This is a genomic window from Burkholderia sp. 9775_39, from assembly GCF_015712225.1.
GTDB lineage: Bacteria > Pseudomonadota > Gammaproteobacteria > Burkholderiales > Burkholderiaceae > Burkholderia > Burkholderia cenocepacia.
Genome location: NZ_JACCQC010000017.1, coordinates 68,939 through 88,043 on the forward strand (window position 1 = coordinate 68,939; position 19,105 = coordinate 88,043).

Sequence of the window (19,105 nt, forward strand, 5' to 3'; positions counted from 1 at the left end):
GCGGTACGCGCCGCGCGGCCGGCGCAGGATGACCAACGGGCGCCCGGCGGCGTCGACATGCGGCGCCGGGCGGGCAGACGCCGTCGCGCAGGGGCGCGGCGCCATCCACGTGGAAGGGAGCCACGCCGATCATGCCGATCCACAATGCCGAGTGCGCGGCCGTGTTCGCCGAGATCGCCGACATGCTCGAGATCCAGGGCGCCAACCCGTTTCGCGTGCGTGCGTACCGCAACGCCGCGCGTACGATCGCCGACTACGGCCGGGATATTCCGACGATGATCGCGAACGGCGACGATCTCGGGAAGATTCCGTCGATCGGGGCCGATCTTGCGGCGAAGCTGCGCGAGATCGCCGCGACCGGCACCTGCGAACTGCAGCAAACCTTGCGTCATGCGCTGCCGGGCGCGATCGTCGAGCTGCTCGACGTGCCCGGGCTCGGCGCGAAACGCGTGAAGGCGCTGCATGACGCGCTGAACGTCGATTCGCTCGAACAGTTGCGCGCCGAAGCGAAGAGCGGGCATGTGCGCGAGCTGCCGGGCTTCGGCGCGAAAACCGAAGCGCATCTGCTCGAAGCGATCGACGATCGCCTGCAGCGCGAGCCGCAACGCTTCCTGCTGCCCGACGCCGCACATGCGCTGATGCCGTTGCTCGAACGCCTGCGGGCGGTGACCGGCGTCGGCCAGGCCGTGCCGGCCGGCAGCTTCCGCCGCCGCCGCGAGACGGTCGGCGATCTCGACATCCTCGTCACCGCGCGCGACGCGGGCGCGGTCACCGCAGCGTTCGTCGGCTACGACGACGTGGCGCGCGTGCTCGCGCACGGCAAGACGCGCTCGAGCGTGATGCTCGTCAACGGATTGCAGGTCGACCTGCGGGTCGTCGATGCCGATGCGTTCGGCGCGGCGCTCGTCTACTTCACCGGATCGAAGGCGCACAACATCGCGCTGCGCAGGCTCGCGCAGGCCGGCGGCCTGAAAATCAACGAATACGGCGTGTTTCGTGGCGACGAACGGATTGCCGGGGCGACGGAGGCATCGGTCTACGCGGCTATCGGGCTGCACGAGGTGCCGCCCGAGTTGCGCGAGGATCGCGGCGAGATCGATGCGTCGCGTGCCGGCACGCTGCCGGCGCTGGTCGAGCGCAAGCATCTCCATGGCGACCTGCACGCGCACACCGATGCGTCGGCCGGCCGCGACGGCCTGCGCGCGATGGCCGCCGCCGCGCGTGCACGCGGGCTCGCCTATCTGGCCGTCACCGACCGCGCCCCGCCCGACGGCGGCGCTCGCAACGGTTTCGACTGGCTCGCGCGGCAACTCGACGACATCGATCGCCTCAACGCGACGTTCGACGATTTCGTGTTGCTCAAGGGCGTGGAGGCCGGCATCCGCGAGGATGGCAGCCTGGACGTGCCCGACGCGCTGCTCGGCCGGCTCGATCTCGTGGTCGGTGCGGTACGCGACGGCTTCGACCTGCCGCGCGGCGCGCAGACCGATCGCATGCTGCGCGCGATGGATCATCCGCATTTCTCGATTCTCGCGCACCCGACCGGCCGCCTGCTCGGCGAGCGCGACGCCTGCGAACTCGATGTGCCGCGCGTGCTCGCGCAGGCTGCCGCGCGCGGCTGTTTCGTCGAACTCGATGCACAGCCGCGGCGCTTCGACCTGCCGGACGTGTGGTGCCGCGAGGCCGCGAAGGCCGGCGTGCCGGTCGCGATCGGTTCGGATGCATGCAGCGCGGACGAGCTCGACAACCTCGCGTTCGGCGTCGATCAGGCGCGGCGCGGCTGGCTGACGCGGCAGGACGTGCTGAACACGCGCACGCTCGCGCAACTGCGGCCGCTGCTGGCGCGCACGATGGGCGGTGCGGGCAGCGCGGGCGGCGGTGCGAAGCGGAGTCGGTCGAAGGGCGCGTGAGCGTGGCCGGTCGCGATGCGTTCAGCTCATGCCGGCAGGGTCATCCGAGCACGCCGGTCGCGGGGACGTAAGGTAGGCCGAGCGCCAGCGCGACCGCTTCGTACGTGATGTGACCGTCGCACACGTTCAGGCCCGCGCGCAGATGCGGATCGTCGAGCATCGCCTGCTTCCAGCCCTTGTCGGCGAGCGCGAGCGCATGGCCGAGCGTTGCATTGTTCAGCGCGAAGGTGGACGTGCGCGCGACCGCGCCGGGCATGTTCGCGACGCAGTAGTGGACGACCCCGTCGACGACGAAGGTCGGCGCCGCATGCGTGGTCGCATGCGAGGTCTCGAAGCATCCGCCCTGGTCGATCGCGACGTCGACGACGACCGCGCCCTTGCGCATCGTCGCGATCATGTCGCGCGTGACGAGCCGCGGCGCCGACGCGCCCGGCACGAGCACGGCGCCGATCACGACGTCGGCATCGCGCACGGCTTCGTCGACCGTCTGCGCATTCGAACAGACGGTCGCGATCCGGTTGGCGAACACGAGATCGAGCTGGCGCAGCCGGTTCACGTTGTTGTCGAGCACGGTGACGCGCGCGCCGAGGCCTACCGCCATCTGCAGCGCGCCGGTGCCCACCACGCCGGCGCCGAGCACGACGACGTGCGCGGCCGGCACGCCCGGCACGCCGGCCATCAGCAGGCCGCGGCCGCCGCGCGGGCTTTCGAGGTGGGTCGCCGCGACCTGGATCGACATGCGGCCCGCGACTTCGCTCATCGGCGCGAGCAACGGCAGGCCGCCGCCGGGGCCCGTCACGGTTTCGTACGCGATGCAGACCGCGCCGGATTTCACGAGCGCGGCGGCCTGATCGGGATCGGGCGCGAGATGCAGGTATGTGTAGAGGATCTGGCCGCGCCGCAGCATCGCGCATTCGGCCGGCTGCGGTTCCTTGACCTTGATGATCATGTCGGCGCGCGCGAAGATGTCCTCGGCACCGTCGCTGAGCGACGCGCCCGCGGCCGTGTAGTCGTCGTCGAGCAGGCCGATCGCCGTACCCGCGCCGCGCTGCACCAGCACGCGATGGCCGTGCCGCGCGAGTTCGCGCGCGCCGGCCGGCGTGAGGCCGACGCGGTATTCGTGGTTCTTGATCTCTTTCGGCACACCGATCAGCATGAGTCGCCTCCATGGCCTTCGTTATCGTCGTCGTGCGAGCAGCCGGTCGCGCAGCGGCAGGCCGACCGCAGTACTGGAATAACAGGGTAGTAGTGCGCGGAGGGAAGTCAAGCGACCGGGCTGTGCGACGACGCATGCGCACTGCAACGCAGCATGCGTGGCGATCGGTTGCGACTCGAGGTCGCAATGCGCATGTGACCGGGTTTCGGTATCGTCATGCGTGGCGCGGGCCGGGGCCGCGAGCCGAACACCTTTCGGCAAAACGACGAGACAACGAGACGAGGACCTTGATCGACATGACCGCTGCGTATTTCAGCGTACCGACGCTTTGCGCCATCGCGCTCGTGCACGTGTACTGGGCGTTCGGCGGGCGATTGGGCAAGCGCGCGGCCATTCCGGAGCAGGATGGCGTACCGCTGTTGCGGCCGACTGCGGTCGGCACGCTTGCCGTCGCGCTCGCGCTGCTGGGCGGTGCAGGCGCGGTCGCCGCGCGTGCCGGCTGGCTGGGGCGCAACACGTATCCCTGCGCGATCGCGTTCGCGGTCGTTGCGCTCGCATTGATCTTCGCGGTGCGGGCCGTCGGCGATTTCCGCTACGTCGGCTTCTTCAAACGCATTCGCGGGTCGCGTTTCGCGCGGATGGATACGCTGTATTACTCGCCGCTGTGCGCGGCACTGGCGCTGTCGATCGCGTCGATGTTCTGGCCGTGGTGAGAGAGGAACGGTGCGTGATTCAATCCGCGCGCGTATCGATTAGCTCGAGATATTCGGCCGGCACGGCATCGATCAGCCACACATCGTTTTCGGCGGCGAAGAACGTGTGGCCCTGCCGGTGCATCAGCTGCGCCGCCACTTCGAGGATCGCGGGCACGCCGTAACGCGCGCCGACGGCCAGCGCCGTCCGGATGTCCGCCGGCAGATACACGTGATGAGGGGCGCCGGGTTCCGTCGCCGCCTGATCGTCGCTGTCCGCCATTTCCTCATCCTTGCACATTCCGGCATCCGGTTTTTCCATTATTGCTGATTTCGATGCACTGAATTGCATTGAACCCTCTAGTAATGGAACCGGTTCCATATATAATTCGCGGCACTCGTCGCCAGGCCCGGAAAGAGGGTCGTGCACGTTGCGCTTGCCGTCGGCAGGCGCGACGTCTAAGTTGAATAAGGGTCATGGGCGATGACGGAAAGATGCCGGCCGATGCCGGTATTTGTCCGACGATAGGGCCCGCAAAGAGGTCGATCCGCGCAACGCCGCCGGCCCCGGGGCGAGTGCGGCTGCAATGACGGCGCCACCGCGAATCGCGGCCGGGCGCCAGCGTCGAGGTTGTGCGCAACACACGAAAGAACAGGGCGACCGGCCGCTTGCGGCACGGCTGCCGTGCCGGGCACGCGGCATGCGGAATGCGCGCGTCCGAACCCCGATCCCCAACGATCAACATCCGACCATGTCCACGCCACCTGACAAACCCAATTCGCGTCGCCGTTTCCTGCGCACGTCGGTCGCGCTCGTGCCGATCGCGTCGGTCGCCGGCTGCGACCTGCATTCGTCGTCGCCGTCCGCGACGACCGCCGGCAACGCGTCCACTGCGTCGGCCAGCGCCGAACGCGCGCCGTACAAGCCGACCTTTTTCGATGCGAAGGAATGGGCGTTCGTCCAGGCTGCCGTCGACCGGCTGATTCCGGCCGACGCCGAAGGCCCCGGCGCGCTCGAAGCGGGCGTGCCGGAATTCATCGATCGCCAGATGGAGACGCCGTATGCGCACGGCGCGACGTGGTACATGCAGGGGCCGTTCCAGCAGGGCGTGCCCGAGCTCGGCTACCAGTTGAAGCTGGTGCCGCGCGACATCTACCGGCTCGGCATCGCGGCCGTCAACCGCTATTGCGAAAAGGCGCACGGCAAGGCGTTCGCGGATCTCGACGCGCCGACGCGCGACACGGTGCTCGGCGCGCTGGAGAAGGGCGGCGCGCAGATCGACGACGTCCCGCCCGGCGTGTTCCTCGGCCAGTTGCTCCAGAACACGCGCGAAGGCTACTTCTGCGATCCGGTGCATGGCGGCAATCGCGACATGGCCGCGTGGAAGATGATCGGTTTCCCGGGCGCACGCGCGGACTTCATGGATTTCGTCAACCAGAGCGGCAAGCCTTATCCGTACGGCCCCGTCTCGATCAACGGGGAGCGCAGCTGATGGCCGCAGACAAGAAGCCGCACGTCGATGCGGTGATCGTCGGCTTCGGCTGGACCGGCGCGATTCTCGCGAAGGAACTGACCGAAGCGGGCCTGAACGTCGTCGCGCTGGAGCGCGGCGAATATCGCGACACCTATCCGGACGGCGCGTACCCGAACACGATCGACGAGCTGACCTACAACATCCGCAAGAAGCTGTTCCTCGACCTGTCGAAGACGACCGTGTCGATCCGCCACGGCCTGCAGGACACCGCGCTGCCGTACCGGCAGCTCGCCGCGTTCCTGCCGGGCGAAGGCGTCGGCGGCGCGGGGCTGCACTGGTCGGGCGTGCACTTCCGGATCACGCCGGAAGAGCTGCGCCTGCGCAGCCACTATGAAGAGCGCTACGGCAAGAAATTCATCCCCGAAGGGATGACGATCCAGGATACGGGCGTCACGTACGACGAGCTCGAGCCGCATTTCGATTTCGCCGAGAAGGTGTTCGGCACGTCGGGGCAGGCGTACAAGGTCGGCGGCAAGGTGGTCGGCGACGGCAACGTGTTCGAGGCGAACCGCAGCGACAACTTCCCGCTGCCCGCGCAGCTCAATACGTATTCGGCGCAGCGCTTCTTCGATGCCGCGCACTCGCTCGGCCTGCATCCGTACCGGCTGCCGTCGGCGAACACGTCGGGCCCGTACACGAACCCGTACGGCGTGCAGATGGGCCCGTGCAACTTCTGCGGCTACTGCAGCGGCTACGCGTGCTACATGTATTCGAAGGCGTCGCCGAACCTGAACATCCTGCCGGCGCTGAAGCAGGCGCCGAACTTCGAGCTGCGCTCGAAGTGCCACGTGCTGCGCGTCGACCTCGACGACACGAAGAAGCGCGCGACCGGCGTCACCTACGTCGATCCGGCCGGGCGTGAAGTGCACCAGCCGGCCGATCTCGTGATCGTGGCCGCGTTCCAGTATCACAACGTGCACCTGCTGCTGCTGTCGGGCATCGGCAAGCCGTACGATCCGATCTCGGGCGACGGCGTGGTCGGCCGCAATTTCGCGTACCAGAACCTGTCGACGATCAAGGCGTTCTTCGACAAGGACACCTACACGAACCCGTTCATCGGCGCGGGCGGCAACGGCGTCGCGGTGGACGACTTCAACGCGGACAATTTCGACCACGGCCCGCTCGGCTTCGTCGGCGGCTCGCCGTTGTGGGTGAACCAGGCCGGCGTGAAGCCGATCAGCGGCATCGCCACGCCGCCCGGCACGCCGCAGTGGGGCTCGGCGTGGAAGAAGGCGGTCAAGGACAACTACGCGCACACGATCTCGATGGACGCGCACGGCACCAACATGTCGTACCGCGACGTGTATCTCGACCTCGATCCGACCTATCGCGATTCGTACGGCCAGCCGCTGTTGCGGATGACGTTCGACTGGAAGGACAACGACATCAGGATGGCGCAGTACGTGACCGGCCAGATGAAGAAGATCGCGGAAGCGATGGGGCCGAAGGCCATCGGCGTGTCGACGCGCGAGTTCGGCAAGCACTTCGACTCGCGCCAGTACCAGACGACCCACCTCGTCGGCGGCGCGATCATGGGCACCGACCCGAAGACGAGCGTGCTGAACCGCTACCTGCAGTGCTGGGACGTGCACAACGTGTTCGTGATGGGCGCGTCCGCGCTGCCGCAGGGCATCGGCTACAACCCGACCGGGATCATCGCGGCGCTGGCCTACTGGTCGGCACGTGCGATCCGCGAGCAATACCTGAAAAATCCCGCCCCGCTGGTGACCGTATGAAGAGGACGATGAACCACCACAACGCCGCGCGCCCGGTGTCCCCGCTGCGGCGCGCGCTGGCGATCGGCACGGCTTGGGCGGCATTCGGTCTGGCGGGCGGCGCCGCGTTCGCGCAGCCGGCGTCTACGCCGGCCGCGGCTTCGGGCGCGGCGGCTGCGCCTGTCGCCCAGTCCGCCGACGCGGCGCTCGTGAAGCGCGGCGAATACCTCGCCCGCGCGGGCGACTGCATCGCCTGCCACACCGCGAACGGCGGCAAGCCGTTCGCCGGCGGCCTGAAGTTCGACACGCCGATCGGCGGCATCTACTCGACGAACATCACGCCGGACCCGAAGACGGGCCTCGGCGGCTGGACCTATGAGGACTTCACCCGCGCGGTGCGCGAAGGCGTGCGCAAGAACGGCGACACGATGTATCCGGCGATGCCGTTCCCGTCGTATTCGCGCCTGACCGACGACGACATGAAGGCGCTGTACGCGTACTTCATGCACGGCGTCGCGCCGGTCGAGCACGAGAACCGCAAGGTGGACATCGTGTGGCCGCTGTCGATGCGCTGGCCGCTCGGCATCTGGCGCAAGCTGTTCGCGCCGGCGCCGAAGCCGTTCGACGCGGCGCCGTACACCGACCCGGTGGTCGCCCGCGGCGCGTATCTGGTGCAGGGGCTCGGCCATTGCGGCGCATGCCACACGCCGCGCGCGCCGACGATGCAGGAGCGCGGGCTGACCGACGCGGACGGCCTCGACTTCCTGGCCGGCGGCGCGGCGATCGACGGCTGGGTGCCGACCAGCCTGCGCGGCGAGCCGCGCACGGGCCTCGGCACGTGGAACGAAACCGAGATCGTGCAGTTCCTGAAGACCGGCCGTACGCTGCGCACGGCCGCGTTCGGCGGGATGACGGACGTGGTCGGCCACAGCATGCAGCACATGACCGACGACGACCTGAACGCGATCGCACGCTACCTGAAGACGTTGCCGCCGCGCGTGCAGGGCGAGCAGCCGCACGTGTACGACGCGGCCGCCGCGAAGGCGCTGCAGACCGGCGACGCGAGCAAGCCGGGCGCGGCCGTCTATCGCGACAACTGCATGGCCTGCCACCGCAGCGACGGCCACGGCTACACGCGCGTGTTCCCGGCGCTCGCCGGCAACCCGGTCGTGCAGGGCGACGATCCGACCTCGCTGATCCATGTCGTGCTGGAAGGCAGCGCGCTGCAGGGCACGCGCACCGCGCCGTCGACCTTCACGATGCCGCCGTTCGGCTGGCGCCTGTCGGACCAGGAAGTCGCGGACGTGTCGAACTTCGTGCGCACGAGCTGGGGCAACACGGGCGCGCCGGTGACGGCCGCGCAGGTCGCGAAGGTGCGCAAGAGCGTGCCGTCGACGCGGCCCGAGCCGCCGCCGGGCGCGCGGTTCCCGCAAGCGTCGCGCTGACGGGAGCGGCGGCGCGCTCGCCCCGCCTGTCGCCCGGTCCACGTCGACGTGCGACCGGGCCCGCCATGCCTTTCACTTCGCCGGGGTCGCGCCCCGCCAACCGGCGCCGCCGCGTGAAATTTTCGCGGCTGCGCGCCATTCTTCCGCCTCATCCCTTATCCTTTCACTCTTGAACCTTACTAAATAGTTACAAGAGCTTGGGAGGGGGGATGCCTCATGACGTCAGCCTGATTGCGTTGCTCGCGGCCGGTTTCGGTCTCGCGATGATCTTCGGTTACCTCGCGTCGCTGCTGAAAATGCCGCCGCTCGTCGGCTATCTGCTTGCCGGGATCGTGATCGGCCCCGGCACGCCCGGTTTCGTCGGCGATCTGTCGCTCGCGCAGCAGCTCGCGGAAGTCGGCGTGATGCTGCTGATGTTCGGCGTCGGCCTGCATTTTTCGCTCGGCGATCTCCTCGCGGTGCGCAAGATCGCGCTGCCGGGCGCCATCGTGCAGATCACCGTCGCGACGCTGCTCGGCGGCGGGCTCGCGCTCACCTGGGGCTGGAGCCTCGGTGCGGCGCTGGTGTTCGGGCTGGCGCTGTCGGTCGCGAGCACCGTCGTGCTGCTGCGCGCGCTCGAGGGACGCGGGCTCGTCGAAACGGTCAACGGGCGTATCGCGGTGGGCTGGCTGGTCGTCGAGGATCTCGTGATGGTGCTCGTGCTGGTGCTGCTGCCGCCCGTGGCGGGGCTGCTCGGCGGCACGCCGCCCGGTGACGCGCACGCGGCCGGCGGCAGCGTGTGGAGCACGCTCGGCGTCACGATGCTGAAGGTCGCCGCGTTCATCGCGCTGATGCTGGTGGTCGGCAAGCGCGTGTTCCCGCGCATTCTGTGGCTCGTCGCGCGCACGGGCTCGCGCGAGCTGTTCACGCTTTGCATGATTGCGGCGGCGGTCGGCATCGCGTTCGGCGCGGCGAAGCTGTTCGACGTGTCGTTCGCGCTCGGCGCGTTCTTCGCCGGGATGATGATGCGCGAGTCGGAATTCAGCCGGCGCGCGGCCGACGAGACGCTGCCGCTGCGCGACGCGTTCTCGGTGCTGTTCTTCATCTCGGTCGGCATGCTGTTCGACCCGAAAGTATTGCTCGACGAGCCGCTGCACGTGATCGAGGTCGCGGCGATCGTGCTGATCGGCAAGACGGTCGCGGCCGTCGCGCTCGTGATCGCATTCCGCTATCCGCTGAACACCGCGCTGACCGTCGGCGCGGGCCTCGCGCAGATCGGCGAATTCTCGTTCATCCTCGCGGGGCTCGGCCGTGCGCTCGGGCTGCTGTCGGCCGAAGGGCAGAGCCTGATTCTCGCGGTCGCGCTGATCTCGATCGCGATGAACACGCTGCTGTTCGCGATGATCGATCCGGCGCTCGCCTGGATCCGCAAGCATTCGGCGTTCGCACGCAAGCTCGAGGCGCGCGACGATCCGCTCGCCGCGCTGCCGATGTCGACGCCGCAGACGCATCTGACCGGCCAGGTCGTGATCGTCGGCTACGGCAAGGTCGGCACGCGGATCGCGCATGCGCTGGACGAGCGGGGGATCGCGTATGTCGTCGTCGAGCAGAATCGAGAACTCGTCGAGAAGCTGCGCGCGGACGGCATCGCGGCCGTGTCGGGCGACGCGATCGAGCCGATCGTGCTGGTGCAGGCGCATATCGCCCGCGCCGGGATGCTGGTCGTCACGCTGCCCGACGTGTTCGACGTGCGGCAGATCGTCGAGATTTCGCGCACGCTCAACCCGACGCTCGAAGTCGTGCTGTGCACGAACAGTAGCGACGAGGCCGCGCTGCTGTCGAACGAGGGGATCGGCACCGTGTTCATGGGCGAGACCGAACTCGCGCGCGGGATGACCGAGCACGTGCTCGGCCGGATGGCGAAGCCGGTCGCGGCCGCGCATTGACGGCGCGCGGCATCGCGCACCGGGCAGCGCACGGCGGCGCGGGCGGCCGCCGGCGCTGCCGGTTTCAGTCTCAGTAGAACGTCTCGAGCGTCAGCTCCTGCGCCATCACGCGATTGCCGGCCAGCAGGCCGCCGTCGACCGGCAGCGCGACACCGGTGATGATCCGCGCGGCCGGCGAGCACAGGAACAGCGCCGCCTGCGCGACGTCGTCGGGCGTCGCGAAATCGTCGAGCGGATACCATTTCCTCAATTGCTCGAACACCTGCGGGTTGCGCTGCACGCGTGCTTCCCACGCGGGTGTCTTGACCGTGCCCGGCAATACGATGTTCGCGCGCACGCCGTCGCGGCCGTATTCGATCGCGAGCGACTTCGTGTAGCTGATCAGCCCGGCCTTCGCCGCGCTGTAGGCCGGATGCCCGAGCGCATGCACGCCGTTGACCGAACCGATGATCGCGATCGCGCCGCGCCCGCGGGCGCGCATGCCGGGCAGCACGGCTTCCACGCTCACGTAGGTGGCGGTCAGGTTCGCATCGAGATCGGTGCGCCAGCTTGCGGGCGTCGTGTCGCGCAGCGTGGTCGAGGCGGCCGTGCCCGCGTTCGCGACCAGCACGTCGACTTCCGGATGCGATTCGAGCATCGAGCACAGGCGCTCGGCGTCGGTGAGATCGTCGACGACCGGCGTCGCGCGCCCATCGGCGAGCGTCCCGATGAAGCGGTCGAGCGCCGCGCGGTCGCGATCGAGCGCGAGCACGCGGTCGCCGGCTGCGAGGAAGGTGCGGCACAGCGCCTGGCCGATGCCGCCGGCGGCGCCCGTCACGAGGGTGGTGCGTGTCATGTCGGCTCCTGGTGCGGGTTCACAGGCCGAGCGCGGCGCGCGCCTGCTTCTCGTTGTCGCGCGTGATCAGCGTGCCGGACGTCAGCACGAGCGGCGGCGGCGCCTGGTTCTTCGTGATCCAGTCGTACATGTTGATGCTCGTCTGGTAGCCGTGCTGGCGCGGATTCAGCAGGATCGAACCGTAGAAGCCCGTCGGCTTCGGCTTCGCGAACTCGTTGAGCGCGATCTGGCTGCCGTTGATGCCGACCGCGACCATCGCATCCGCGCCGATGCCGCGCCCCTCGGCGGCGCGCACCGCGCCGACTGTCGTGTCGTCGTTCGAGCCGAATGCGACCCAGCGCTTGAAGTTCGCATGCTTGGTGAGCGCGATGTTCGCCGCGTTGAATGCGCCTTCGGTGTCGGCCGTCATCTCGGGCGCGTCGATCACGTTCGCGGCCGGAAAGCCGGCGGCCTTCAGCGCGTCGACCGCGCCGGTCGTGCGCTCGCGCGCGGTCGGCAACTGGTCGTACGCGAGCCGGATGATGCCGACTTCGGCCGGATTCCAGCCGCGCCGCTTCGTCTCGTCCGCGATCGCCTGGCCGACCTGCTGGCCGATCTTGTAAGCGGAGATGCCCATGTGCGGCACGCCCGGGAGCGGTGCGCCGTGGCCGTCGACGAGCTGGTCGTCGACCGACATCAGCTTGATCCCCGCGCGCCTGGCTTTCGCCGCGATGCCGGGGCCGAGCTTCACGTCGGGCGCGCAGATGATCACGCCTTGCGCCTTTTGCGCGGCGAGGCTGTCGAGCGCAGTCGACACCTTCTCGCCGCTCGGCGCCGCGATCCTGATCAACGTGAAGTGCTGTTCCTTCGCGGCCTGTTCGGCGAAGCGCCATTCGTCCTGGAACCACGGATCGTCCGGCTGTTTGACGAGGAAGCCGATCTTCACGTCGGCGGCATCGGCGGCCCGGGCCGGGGCGCCGCCCAGCAGCGTGACGCTCGCGGTGGCCAGCACGAGCGTTTTCCAGTGGAATCGCATGCGTCTCTCTCCGTTGTTGTAGTCGGGCGCGCAGGCAAGGCCGCCTGCGGCGCGCAAAAATTGTAGGAGGACGCGGCGGGAACGCTCAAATGATGCGGTGCGTTCCTAGAGAGTGGGATGGGGCGGGGCGATGCGGACCCGGCATCGCCCGTGGCTTCGTCAGCCGGCGGCGGCCGGCTTCGCGGGCGCGGGGGGGCCGGCTTGCGCGGTGGTCCTGGGCGACGCCGACGGTTTCTGCGTGACGGCCGTCGTCGCTGCCGCCGCTTTCGGCACGGCGACCGTCTTCTGCGGCGCGGCGGCCTTCGCCGGCGCGTTCTTCTCCGCTTCGACCGGCGCGTCGGGCGGCACGCCGAGCAGCTGCAACGAGCCGCTCGTGACCGACGCGAACACCGGGCCGGCCACCGTGCCGCCGTAGTAACCCTTGCCGCGCGGCTCGTCGATCATCACCGCGACGATCAGGCGCGGGTTGCTCATCGGCGCCATCCCCGCGAACAGCGCGCGGTACTTGCCCTTCGCGTAGCTCGCGCCGACCTGCTTGCGCGCGGTCCCGGTCTTGCCGCCGATCCGGTAGCCGTCGACGCGCGCGCGGCGCCCCGTGCCGCCTTCGCCGACCGCCATCTCGAGCATCGAGCGGATCGCGGCGGCGGTTTGCGGCGACGTCACGCGGTGGCCGCGGTGCGCGTCGATCGTCTGCTGATCGGTGCCGTTCTTCAGCAGCGACACCGGGTGCAGCGTGCCGTCGCCCGCATAGGCGGTGTAGGTCTGCGCGATCTGCAGCAGCGACATCGACAGCCCGTAGCCGTACGCCATCGTCGCCTGCTCGATCGGCCGCCAGCGCTTGTAGCCGCGCAGCCGGCCCGACGCGACGCCCGGGAACGTCAGCTCCGGCGCGCGGCCGATCCCGTACTCCTGGTATTTGTTCCAGATCGTTTCGGCGGGCAGGTTCAGCGCCAGTTTCGCGAGCGCGACGTTGCTCGACTTCTGCAGCGCCTGCGATACCGTCAGCGACCCGTGGTTCGACGTGTCGTGGATCACCGCCGGGCCGATCTTGTAGGTGCCCGGCGACGTGTTGATGATCGTGTTCGGCGTGACCTTGCGCTCGTCGATCGACAGCGCGACGACGAGCGGCTTGATCGTCGAGCCCGGTTCGAACGTGTCGATCACCGCGCGGTTGCGCAGTTGCTGGCCGGTGAGGCGGGCGCGGTCGTTCGGATCGAAGGTCGGGTAGTTCGCGAGCGCGAGGATCTCGCCGTTCTGCGCGTCGAGCACGACGACGCTGCCGGCTACCGCGTTGTTCTCGATCACGGCCGCCTTGAGCTGGCTGAAGGCGAGCTGCTGGATGCGGCGGTCGATCGTCAGCTCGATCGTCGCGCCGTGCTGCGCGGGGACGAGCGGGCGCGTGTCCGACACGATGCGGCCGAGCCGGTCGCGGATCACCTCGCGCTGGCCGGACGTGCCTTGCAGGCGTGCGTTGGCCGCGAGCTCGACGCCTTCCTGGCCCTTGTCCTCGACGTTCGTGAAGCCGACCACGTGCGCGGCCGATTCGCCTTCCGGATAGAAGCGCTTCGAATCTGCGATCTGCGTGATGCCGTCGATCGCGAGCTTGTCGAGCCGGCTCGCGGTGTCCGCGTCGACCTGCCGCTTGAGCAGCACGAACGTCTTGTCGTTGCCGAGACGCCGCTTCACCTCGACGAGCGGCATGTCGAGCAGCTTCGCGATCTGCGGGTAATCGGTGTCGGCGACCTGTTTCGGGTTCGCCCAGATTTCATAGGTCGACAGGCTGACCGCGAGCATCGCGCCGTTGCGGTCGACGATGCGCCCGCGCATCGCGTCGAGCTCGATCGTGCGCTGATAACGCTTCTGGCCCTGGCCGACGTAGAAATCCTGGTTCGCGACCTGCACCCAGAAAGCGCGCGCGATCAGCGCGGCGAACGCGAGGAACACGACGACCACGATCAGCCGCGAGCGCCACATCGGCAGGCGCGACGCGAGCATCGGATTCTTGGTCGCCGCTGCGTACGGATCGGCAGGGTGGGTCTTCTTTTTTACGCTCATGCAATGGCCGGGTCGGGCCGCCGGGCGGCGGCGGGTCAGTCTGAATAATGCGATTGTAATAAATGAGTAAACACCGTGTGGGGAAAGTATGTTCCGGCCCCGCAAAAAGGCGAATGGCAGGCGATCGGGAACACGGCGGAAAAGGGAGGAAGGCGGGGCCGGGCAGGCATTCGCGGCGGCTGCACAGGACGAAACACGCACGAGCGTCGCATGCCGATCCGAGCGTGCGGTCTTCGCCGCCGCTCGATCGCGAGCGTCCCGGCGCGCGATCAATTGCCCGCACCCCGGTTATTTCTTTAATCCAGAAAATGAAAAGCGCCTCGAACCGAGGCGCCATTCATGCTGAATATCGAAATGAATATCACCGATACCGGAATAAACCCGAAAACCGCAGACGATTCATGTCAATAATACCTATCGGGCAACGGAAATAAATTCCCGATATTCCGGCTGGGTGGTGCAGGTATCGACCGCCTGCAGCCGCCACGCGCCGTCGGGATGTTCGCCGGCGAGCACCGCGGGGCCTTGTTCACGCCGCGTCGCATCGAACGACAACCCCTTCAACTGACAGACGGCATTGCCGCTGTCGGCCGCGCAGAGCGCCATCGCGCCCTCGACGTCGCGGACCTTGCCCCAGGTCGGAAGGTCGATGCCCTGATGTGCCTCGCGCGACCACAGCCCCTCGTCGGTATCGACCCACAGTACCGCGAAGGAGTGCCGGGTTGCCGATTCGCTGCCATTAATCCGAATGGTGAGGCGCATTGCATCGTCTCCTGAAAAAAATGACACATTCGACCGTTTGGACTTGAACAGTCTAGATAGACTGGTGTGAAACGCAAGTGATAATCCGCAATAAATCCGTATTGGGTCTATTTCGGTTTCAGATGAAACGACGTCTGACGATTCATGGTCATTCCCGAGGCGTCAGCACACGCGGGGGACACCGGCGATCGCGGTGTCCATGCGAAGACGCGTGGCGGTCCAGACATGGGATGACAGTGCCGCCGGCCGCGTCGATCGGTCGCGCGCTGGCCGCCGCCAAAACCGCCGCGGCAGAGCGATGCGGCACCGCCCGGACGCGGCCCGAGCGAACGTTTCAGCGTGTTGACGCGGCGGCCGGCACGACACACTCCGACAATCGCGTACAAATCGGCACACTTTCACGAAACTTTCGGGACAGACTTGCATGCGTTCGGGCCCCACACTGGGACCTTCCCGATCCTGTGCCGCGGACGCCCGTCCGCGCCGGCTGCCGCCACCTCGTGCCAGAGCGCGATCGACGCGATCGCAGGCCGCACGCCCGATCGGGAGCCGCCGGGGCGCGCGTCAGCCCCGGCCCGGCCGGTGAGCCATGAGCCGCCCGCAACCGCGGGCACCGCGCCGCCCGGCCGACTCTTCGAAGGAGACTATCGTGCTGATCTGGAAAACCGCGTTGTCGCTCAACTGGCGGACGAGCCTCGTGTCGCCGGCCAGCGCACCGGTCGCGGCGGCGAACGTCGGACGGCTGGTGCTGACCGGCGCCACCGGCTTCATCGGCAGTACCGTGCTGACGGCGCTCGTCAATGCAGGGCTGCTCGAACGCATCGTCTGCGTCGTGCGTGCGCAGGACCGCGGCCATGCGGTCGCGCGGCTGCGTGAAGCGGCGTTGCGCGCGGGGCTTGCGCCGTACTGGGCGTCGCGCCTGACCGATGCGAACGTGATCGTCGGCGCGCTCGGCGACGTGTGGCACGGCGCCGATGCACCGCGCCTGGCCGGCGCGACGCACGTGATTCACTGCGCGGGCCACGCGTCGCCGGCCGACGGCGCGCATCTGCGGGCCGACATCGCCGATGCGGTGCACTTTGCCGAACGCTTTGCGCGCGCGCCGCGCCTGCAGCGCTTCGTGTACGTCGGCACGGCCTACGCGCATGCGGGCCGCGGCGGAATCGTGCAGGAGGAGGCGGAGCGCGACGCGGGGAACGACGCCGCGCCGGGCGACGACGGCCTGCCGGGCGCGGTGCTCGCGGCCGACTACCTGCGCGCGAAGGCGGAAACGGAGCAGCGTCTGCGCGCGCTCGGGCTGCCGCTCGTCGTCGTGCGGCCGTCGCACGTGGTCGGCCACACGGTGCTCGGGACGCGTCCCGCGCCGAATTCGTTCTGGATGTTCCGGCTCGCGCACGCGGCGCGCCGCTTCACCGCGCGGCCGATGACGCGCATCGACATCGTGTCGGTGGACGACGTGGCGCGCGCGACGATGCTGCTGGCCGTCAAGCCGACGCTCGCGCACGACGTCTATCACGTGTCGGCCGGCGACGAGGCGCCGCAGGTCGCGCAGATCGTGCGCGCGATGGACGAGGCGGCGGGGATGACCGGGGCGCCGCGCTACGCGGCGTGCGCGCCGGCCGAGCTGCCGCTCGTGGTGCGCGACGTGCTGGGGCGCCCCGATCCGGCGCTCGAGCGCGTGATCGGCCGGGCGCTGCAGCGCTGCGGGGAATTCGCGACGGTCGATCGCGTGTTCGACAATCGCCGCGTGCGCGACGAAATCGATTTCGAGCCGTTGCCGTTCATCGATTACGTCGAGGAGTGCATGCGCACGTCGCGCGGCGTGGCCGTGACCGAGCTGATGCGCGGCGCGATCCATTAGGGCCCGTTCACGCGAACGACGCACGTTTCCCTGTCTGGAAAAGTGCATTCGTGGGGCCGGCGCAAGCCCGTTCGACCGCCCGCGCCACACCGGCGCCCGTTCCTGCCGATCGCGGCGCGGGCGCCGTTTTTACGCGTGGCTGCCGAGCTCGATGAGCCGGTCGAGCGCGCGATAGATGTCTTCGAGGCCGTCCTGGCCGAACCGCGACTCGAGCTGACGATATTGCTCGTCGATGCGCGGACCGATTTCCGTCACCAGTTTCCTGCTTTGCGGCGTCAGGCTGACCAGCAGCCGGCGCTGATCCTCCTGCGCACGTGTGCGCGTGATCAGGCCGTCGCGCTCCATCCGTTCCAGCACGCCGGTCAGGCTCGGGCTCAGGATGCAGCAGCGTTTCGCGATCTGACCGGCTTCGAGCGCCTGCGCCGGTTCGCCGTCGAGCACGCGGATGATCCGCCATTGCTGTTCGGTCAGCGAGAATTCCTTGAGAATGGGGCGAAACAAACCCATCAGCGTTTCGCGAGCCTCGAGCAGCAGCATGGCCAGGTTGCGATGGTCGAGCGTACGGTTCATCGGGGGAGAGCAGAGGACGGGGACGCATCAATCTTAACAGCCGAAGCTGATGAATTTCGCCTATCAGGGTAATCGAGGTTGCCAGCGCACGATTGTTTACTTAAGATATTAACTATTGACGATGCGCCGCGACGCGCGGCAGGGGAATGACGCATGGAGCTGTCTTGCACGACCGCCGCGGCGCCGCCGTTGCCGGTCGCCATCGGTACCGTCTACGGGGCGCTGCTCAACGAGCGCGCGGCGCTCGACGCGCTCGGCGACGCCGTGAATGCGCCGCCTTACGGCCGCCCGCCGCAGGCGCCGATCCTGTACATCAAATCCGCCAACACGCATGCGGCCGACGGCGCCGCCGTCGTCGTGCCGGCCGGCGTCGACGCGCTGGAGATCGGCGCGTCGGTGGCCGTCGTGTTCGCCCGGCGCGCGACGCGCGTGGCGGCCGCGCAGGCGCTCGACTACGTGCACGGCTTCACGCTCGCGAGCGACGTGTCGGTGCCGCATCCCGACTACTACCGGCCGGCCGTGCGCTTCAAGTGCCGTGACGGTTTCTGCCCGCTCGGCCCGGCGATCGTGCCGGCCGCCGCGCTCGCCGACGTCGACGCGATCGGCCTGACGGTGCGGATCGACGGCGAGGTGGCCGCGTCCGCGTCGACCGCGACGCTGATTCGCCCGGTGCGCGCGCTGATCGCCGACGTGACGGCGTTCATGTCGTTCGACGCGGGCGACGTGCTGTTGCTCGGCGTCGCGGGCGGCGCACCGCATGCCCGCGCGGGCAGCACGATCGAGATCGCCGCGGCCGGCATCGGCACGTTGCGGCATACGCTGATGGCGGAGGGAGCACGATGAAGACGGCGCGCGTGATCTACAACGGCGCACTGCATGCGGCCGAACCGGCAGGCGACGGCGCGATCCGCCTGGATACGGGGCGGGTGGTGGCCGAGGACGCGGTGGCGTGGTTGCCGCCCGTCGCGCCGCGCACGACCTTCGCGCTCGGCCTGAACTACGCCGACCACGCGAAGGAACTCGCGTTCAACGCACCGACCGAGCCGCTGATTTTCCTGAAGGGGCCGAACACGTTCGTCGGCCACCGGTCGCTCACCGTGCGCCCGGCGGACGCCACGCACATGCACTACGAGTGCGAGCTGGCCGTCGTGATCGGCCGCCCGGCGCGCCGCGTGAGCCGCGCGCAGGCGATCGACTACGTGGCCGGCTATACGGTCGCGAACGACTACGCGATCCGCGACTATCTCGAAAACTACTACCGCCCGAACCTGCGCGTGAAGAACCGCGACACCTGCACGCCGCTCGGGCCGTGGTTCGTCAGCCGCGACGAGATCGGCGACGCGGGCGACCTGATGCTGCGCACGACGGTGAACGGCCGGGAGACGCAGCGCGGCAGCACGCGCGACATGGTGTTCGACGTGCCGGCGCTGATCGAGCACATCAGCAGCTTCATGACGCTTTCGCCGGGCGACCTGATCCTGACCGGCACGCCCGAGGGGCTGGCGGACACGCAGCCCGGCGACGAAGTCGTGACCGAAATCGAAGGGATCGGCCGGCTCGTGAACACGATCGTCGGCGAAGCGGACTACTATCGCGCCGGCTGAGGCCGTCGCCCAAGGAAGGAGAGCA

General features: G+C 68.7%; 16 protein-coding genes. 9 read left to right on the forward strand and 7 right to left on the reverse strand.

Annotated features, from left to right (window positions below):
- Positions 1-131 precede the first annotated feature (131 nt).
- The gene (gene polX / locus H0X90_RS22660) at positions 132-1,910 is read left to right on the forward strand and encodes a DNA polymerase/3'-5' exonuclease PolX (protein ID WP_077189171.1); all 1,779 of its coding nucleotides are present in this window, start codon (positions 132-134) and stop codon (positions 1,908-1,910) included.
- 40 nt (positions 1,911-1,950) lie between these two features.
- Here the strand turns inward: polX and ald are convergent, their stop codons facing one another.
- On the reverse strand, positions 1,951-3,066 hold the full coding sequence (gene ald, locus H0X90_RS22665) for an alanine dehydrogenase (protein ID WP_077189170.1): 1,116 nt from the start codon (positions 3,064-3,066) through the stop codon (positions 1,951-1,953).
- Positions 3,067-3,362: 296 nt separating this feature from the next.
- On the opposite strand from ald, the gene H0X90_RS22670 reads away from it, so the two are divergent.
- The gene (locus H0X90_RS22670; protein ID WP_012493298.1) at positions 3,363-3,779 is read left to right on the forward strand and encodes a DUF3995 domain-containing protein; all 417 of its coding nucleotides are present in this window, start codon (positions 3,363-3,365) and stop codon (positions 3,777-3,779) included.
- Positions 3,780-3,798: 19 nt separating this feature from the next.
- Here the strand turns inward: H0X90_RS22670 and H0X90_RS22675 are convergent, their stop codons facing one another.
- Positions 3,799-4,140 carry a 2'-phosphotransferase gene (locus H0X90_RS22675; protein WP_227739706.1) on the reverse strand — a complete coding sequence of 114 codons (342 nt, stop codon included), beginning with the start codon at positions 4,138-4,140 and terminating at the stop codon, positions 3,799-3,801.
- Between the two features lie 370 nt (positions 4,141-4,510).
- Between H0X90_RS22675 and H0X90_RS22680 the strand changes: the two genes are divergently transcribed.
- From H0X90_RS22680 to H0X90_RS22695, 4 genes are all read left to right on the forward strand, one after another.
- Complete coding sequence (locus H0X90_RS22680; protein WP_006494978.1) at positions 4,511-5,251, forward strand: gluconate 2-dehydrogenase subunit 3 family protein; 741 nt, start codon at positions 4,511-4,513, stop codon at positions 5,249-5,251.
- Positions 5,251-7,029, forward strand: coding sequence for a GMC family oxidoreductase (locus tag H0X90_RS22685; protein WP_034202422.1), 1,779 nt, complete (start codon positions 5,251-5,253; stop codon positions 7,027-7,029). The genes H0X90_RS22680 and H0X90_RS22685 overlap by 1 nt, the downstream gene beginning before the upstream one ends.
- The gene (locus H0X90_RS22690) at positions 7,026-8,453 is read left to right on the forward strand and encodes a cytochrome c (protein WP_060265898.1); all 1,428 of its coding nucleotides are present in this window, start codon (positions 7,026-7,028) and stop codon (positions 8,451-8,453) included. Before H0X90_RS22685 ends, H0X90_RS22690 begins: the two co-directional genes overlap by 4 nt.
- A 209-nt stretch (positions 8,454-8,662) precedes the next feature.
- Positions 8,663-10,378 carry a cation:proton antiporter gene (locus tag H0X90_RS22695; protein ID WP_006493088.1) on the forward strand — a complete coding sequence of 572 codons (1,716 nt, stop codon included), beginning with the start codon at positions 8,663-8,665 and terminating at the stop codon, positions 10,376-10,378.
- Between the two features lie 70 nt (positions 10,379-10,448).
- Here the strand turns inward: H0X90_RS22695 and H0X90_RS22700 are convergent, their stop codons facing one another.
- From H0X90_RS22700 to H0X90_RS22715, 4 genes are all read right to left on the reverse strand, one after another.
- The gene (locus H0X90_RS22700; protein ID WP_006483553.1) at positions 10,449-11,213 is read right to left on the reverse strand and encodes an SDR family oxidoreductase; all 765 of its coding nucleotides are present in this window, start codon (positions 11,211-11,213) and stop codon (positions 10,449-10,451) included.
- A 19-nt stretch (positions 11,214-11,232) separates the two neighbouring features.
- Positions 11,233-12,228 (reverse strand): arabinose ABC transporter substrate-binding protein, encoded by a 996-nt coding sequence (locus H0X90_RS22705; RefSeq protein ID WP_006483551.1) that lies wholly within the window; start codon positions 12,226-12,228, stop codon positions 11,233-11,235.
- 159 nt (positions 12,229-12,387) lie between these two features.
- A complete protein-coding gene (locus tag H0X90_RS22710) occupies positions 12,388-14,283 on the reverse strand; it encodes a penicillin-binding protein 2 (RefSeq protein ID WP_077189168.1) in 1,896 nt (631 codons plus the stop codon).
- A gap of 414 nt (positions 14,284-14,697) precedes the next feature.
- Positions 14,698-15,045: a DUF3564 family protein gene (locus H0X90_RS22715; RefSeq protein ID WP_006483554.1), complete on the reverse strand. Its 348-nt coding sequence runs from the start codon at positions 15,043-15,045 to the stop codon at positions 14,698-14,700.
- Positions 15,046-15,694: 649 nt separating this feature from the next.
- On the opposite strand from H0X90_RS22715, the gene H0X90_RS22720 reads away from it, so the two are divergent.
- Positions 15,695-16,906: an SDR family oxidoreductase gene (locus H0X90_RS22720; protein ID WP_006494973.1), complete on the forward strand. Its 1,212-nt coding sequence runs from the start codon at positions 15,695-15,697 to the stop codon at positions 16,904-16,906.
- Between the two features lie 129 nt (positions 16,907-17,035).
- On the opposite strand, the gene hpaR is transcribed toward H0X90_RS22720, so the two are convergent.
- Positions 17,036-17,476, reverse strand: coding sequence for a homoprotocatechuate degradation operon regulator HpaR (gene hpaR / locus H0X90_RS22725; RefSeq protein WP_006490704.1), 441 nt, complete (start codon positions 17,474-17,476; stop codon positions 17,036-17,038).
- A 153-nt stretch (positions 17,477-17,629) separates the two neighbouring features.
- Here hpaR and H0X90_RS22730 point away from each other — a divergent pair, with 153 nt between their 5' ends.
- On the forward strand, positions 17,630-18,319 hold the full coding sequence (locus H0X90_RS22730) for a fumarylacetoacetate hydrolase family protein (protein ID WP_006490705.1): 690 nt from the start codon (positions 17,630-17,632) through the stop codon (positions 18,317-18,319).
- Positions 18,316-19,080 (forward strand): fumarylacetoacetate hydrolase family protein, encoded by a 765-nt coding sequence (locus H0X90_RS22735; RefSeq protein WP_034202418.1) that lies wholly within the window; start codon positions 18,316-18,318, stop codon positions 19,078-19,080. The genes H0X90_RS22730 and H0X90_RS22735 overlap by 4 nt, the downstream gene beginning before the upstream one ends.
- Positions 19,081-19,105 lie beyond the last annotated feature (25 nt).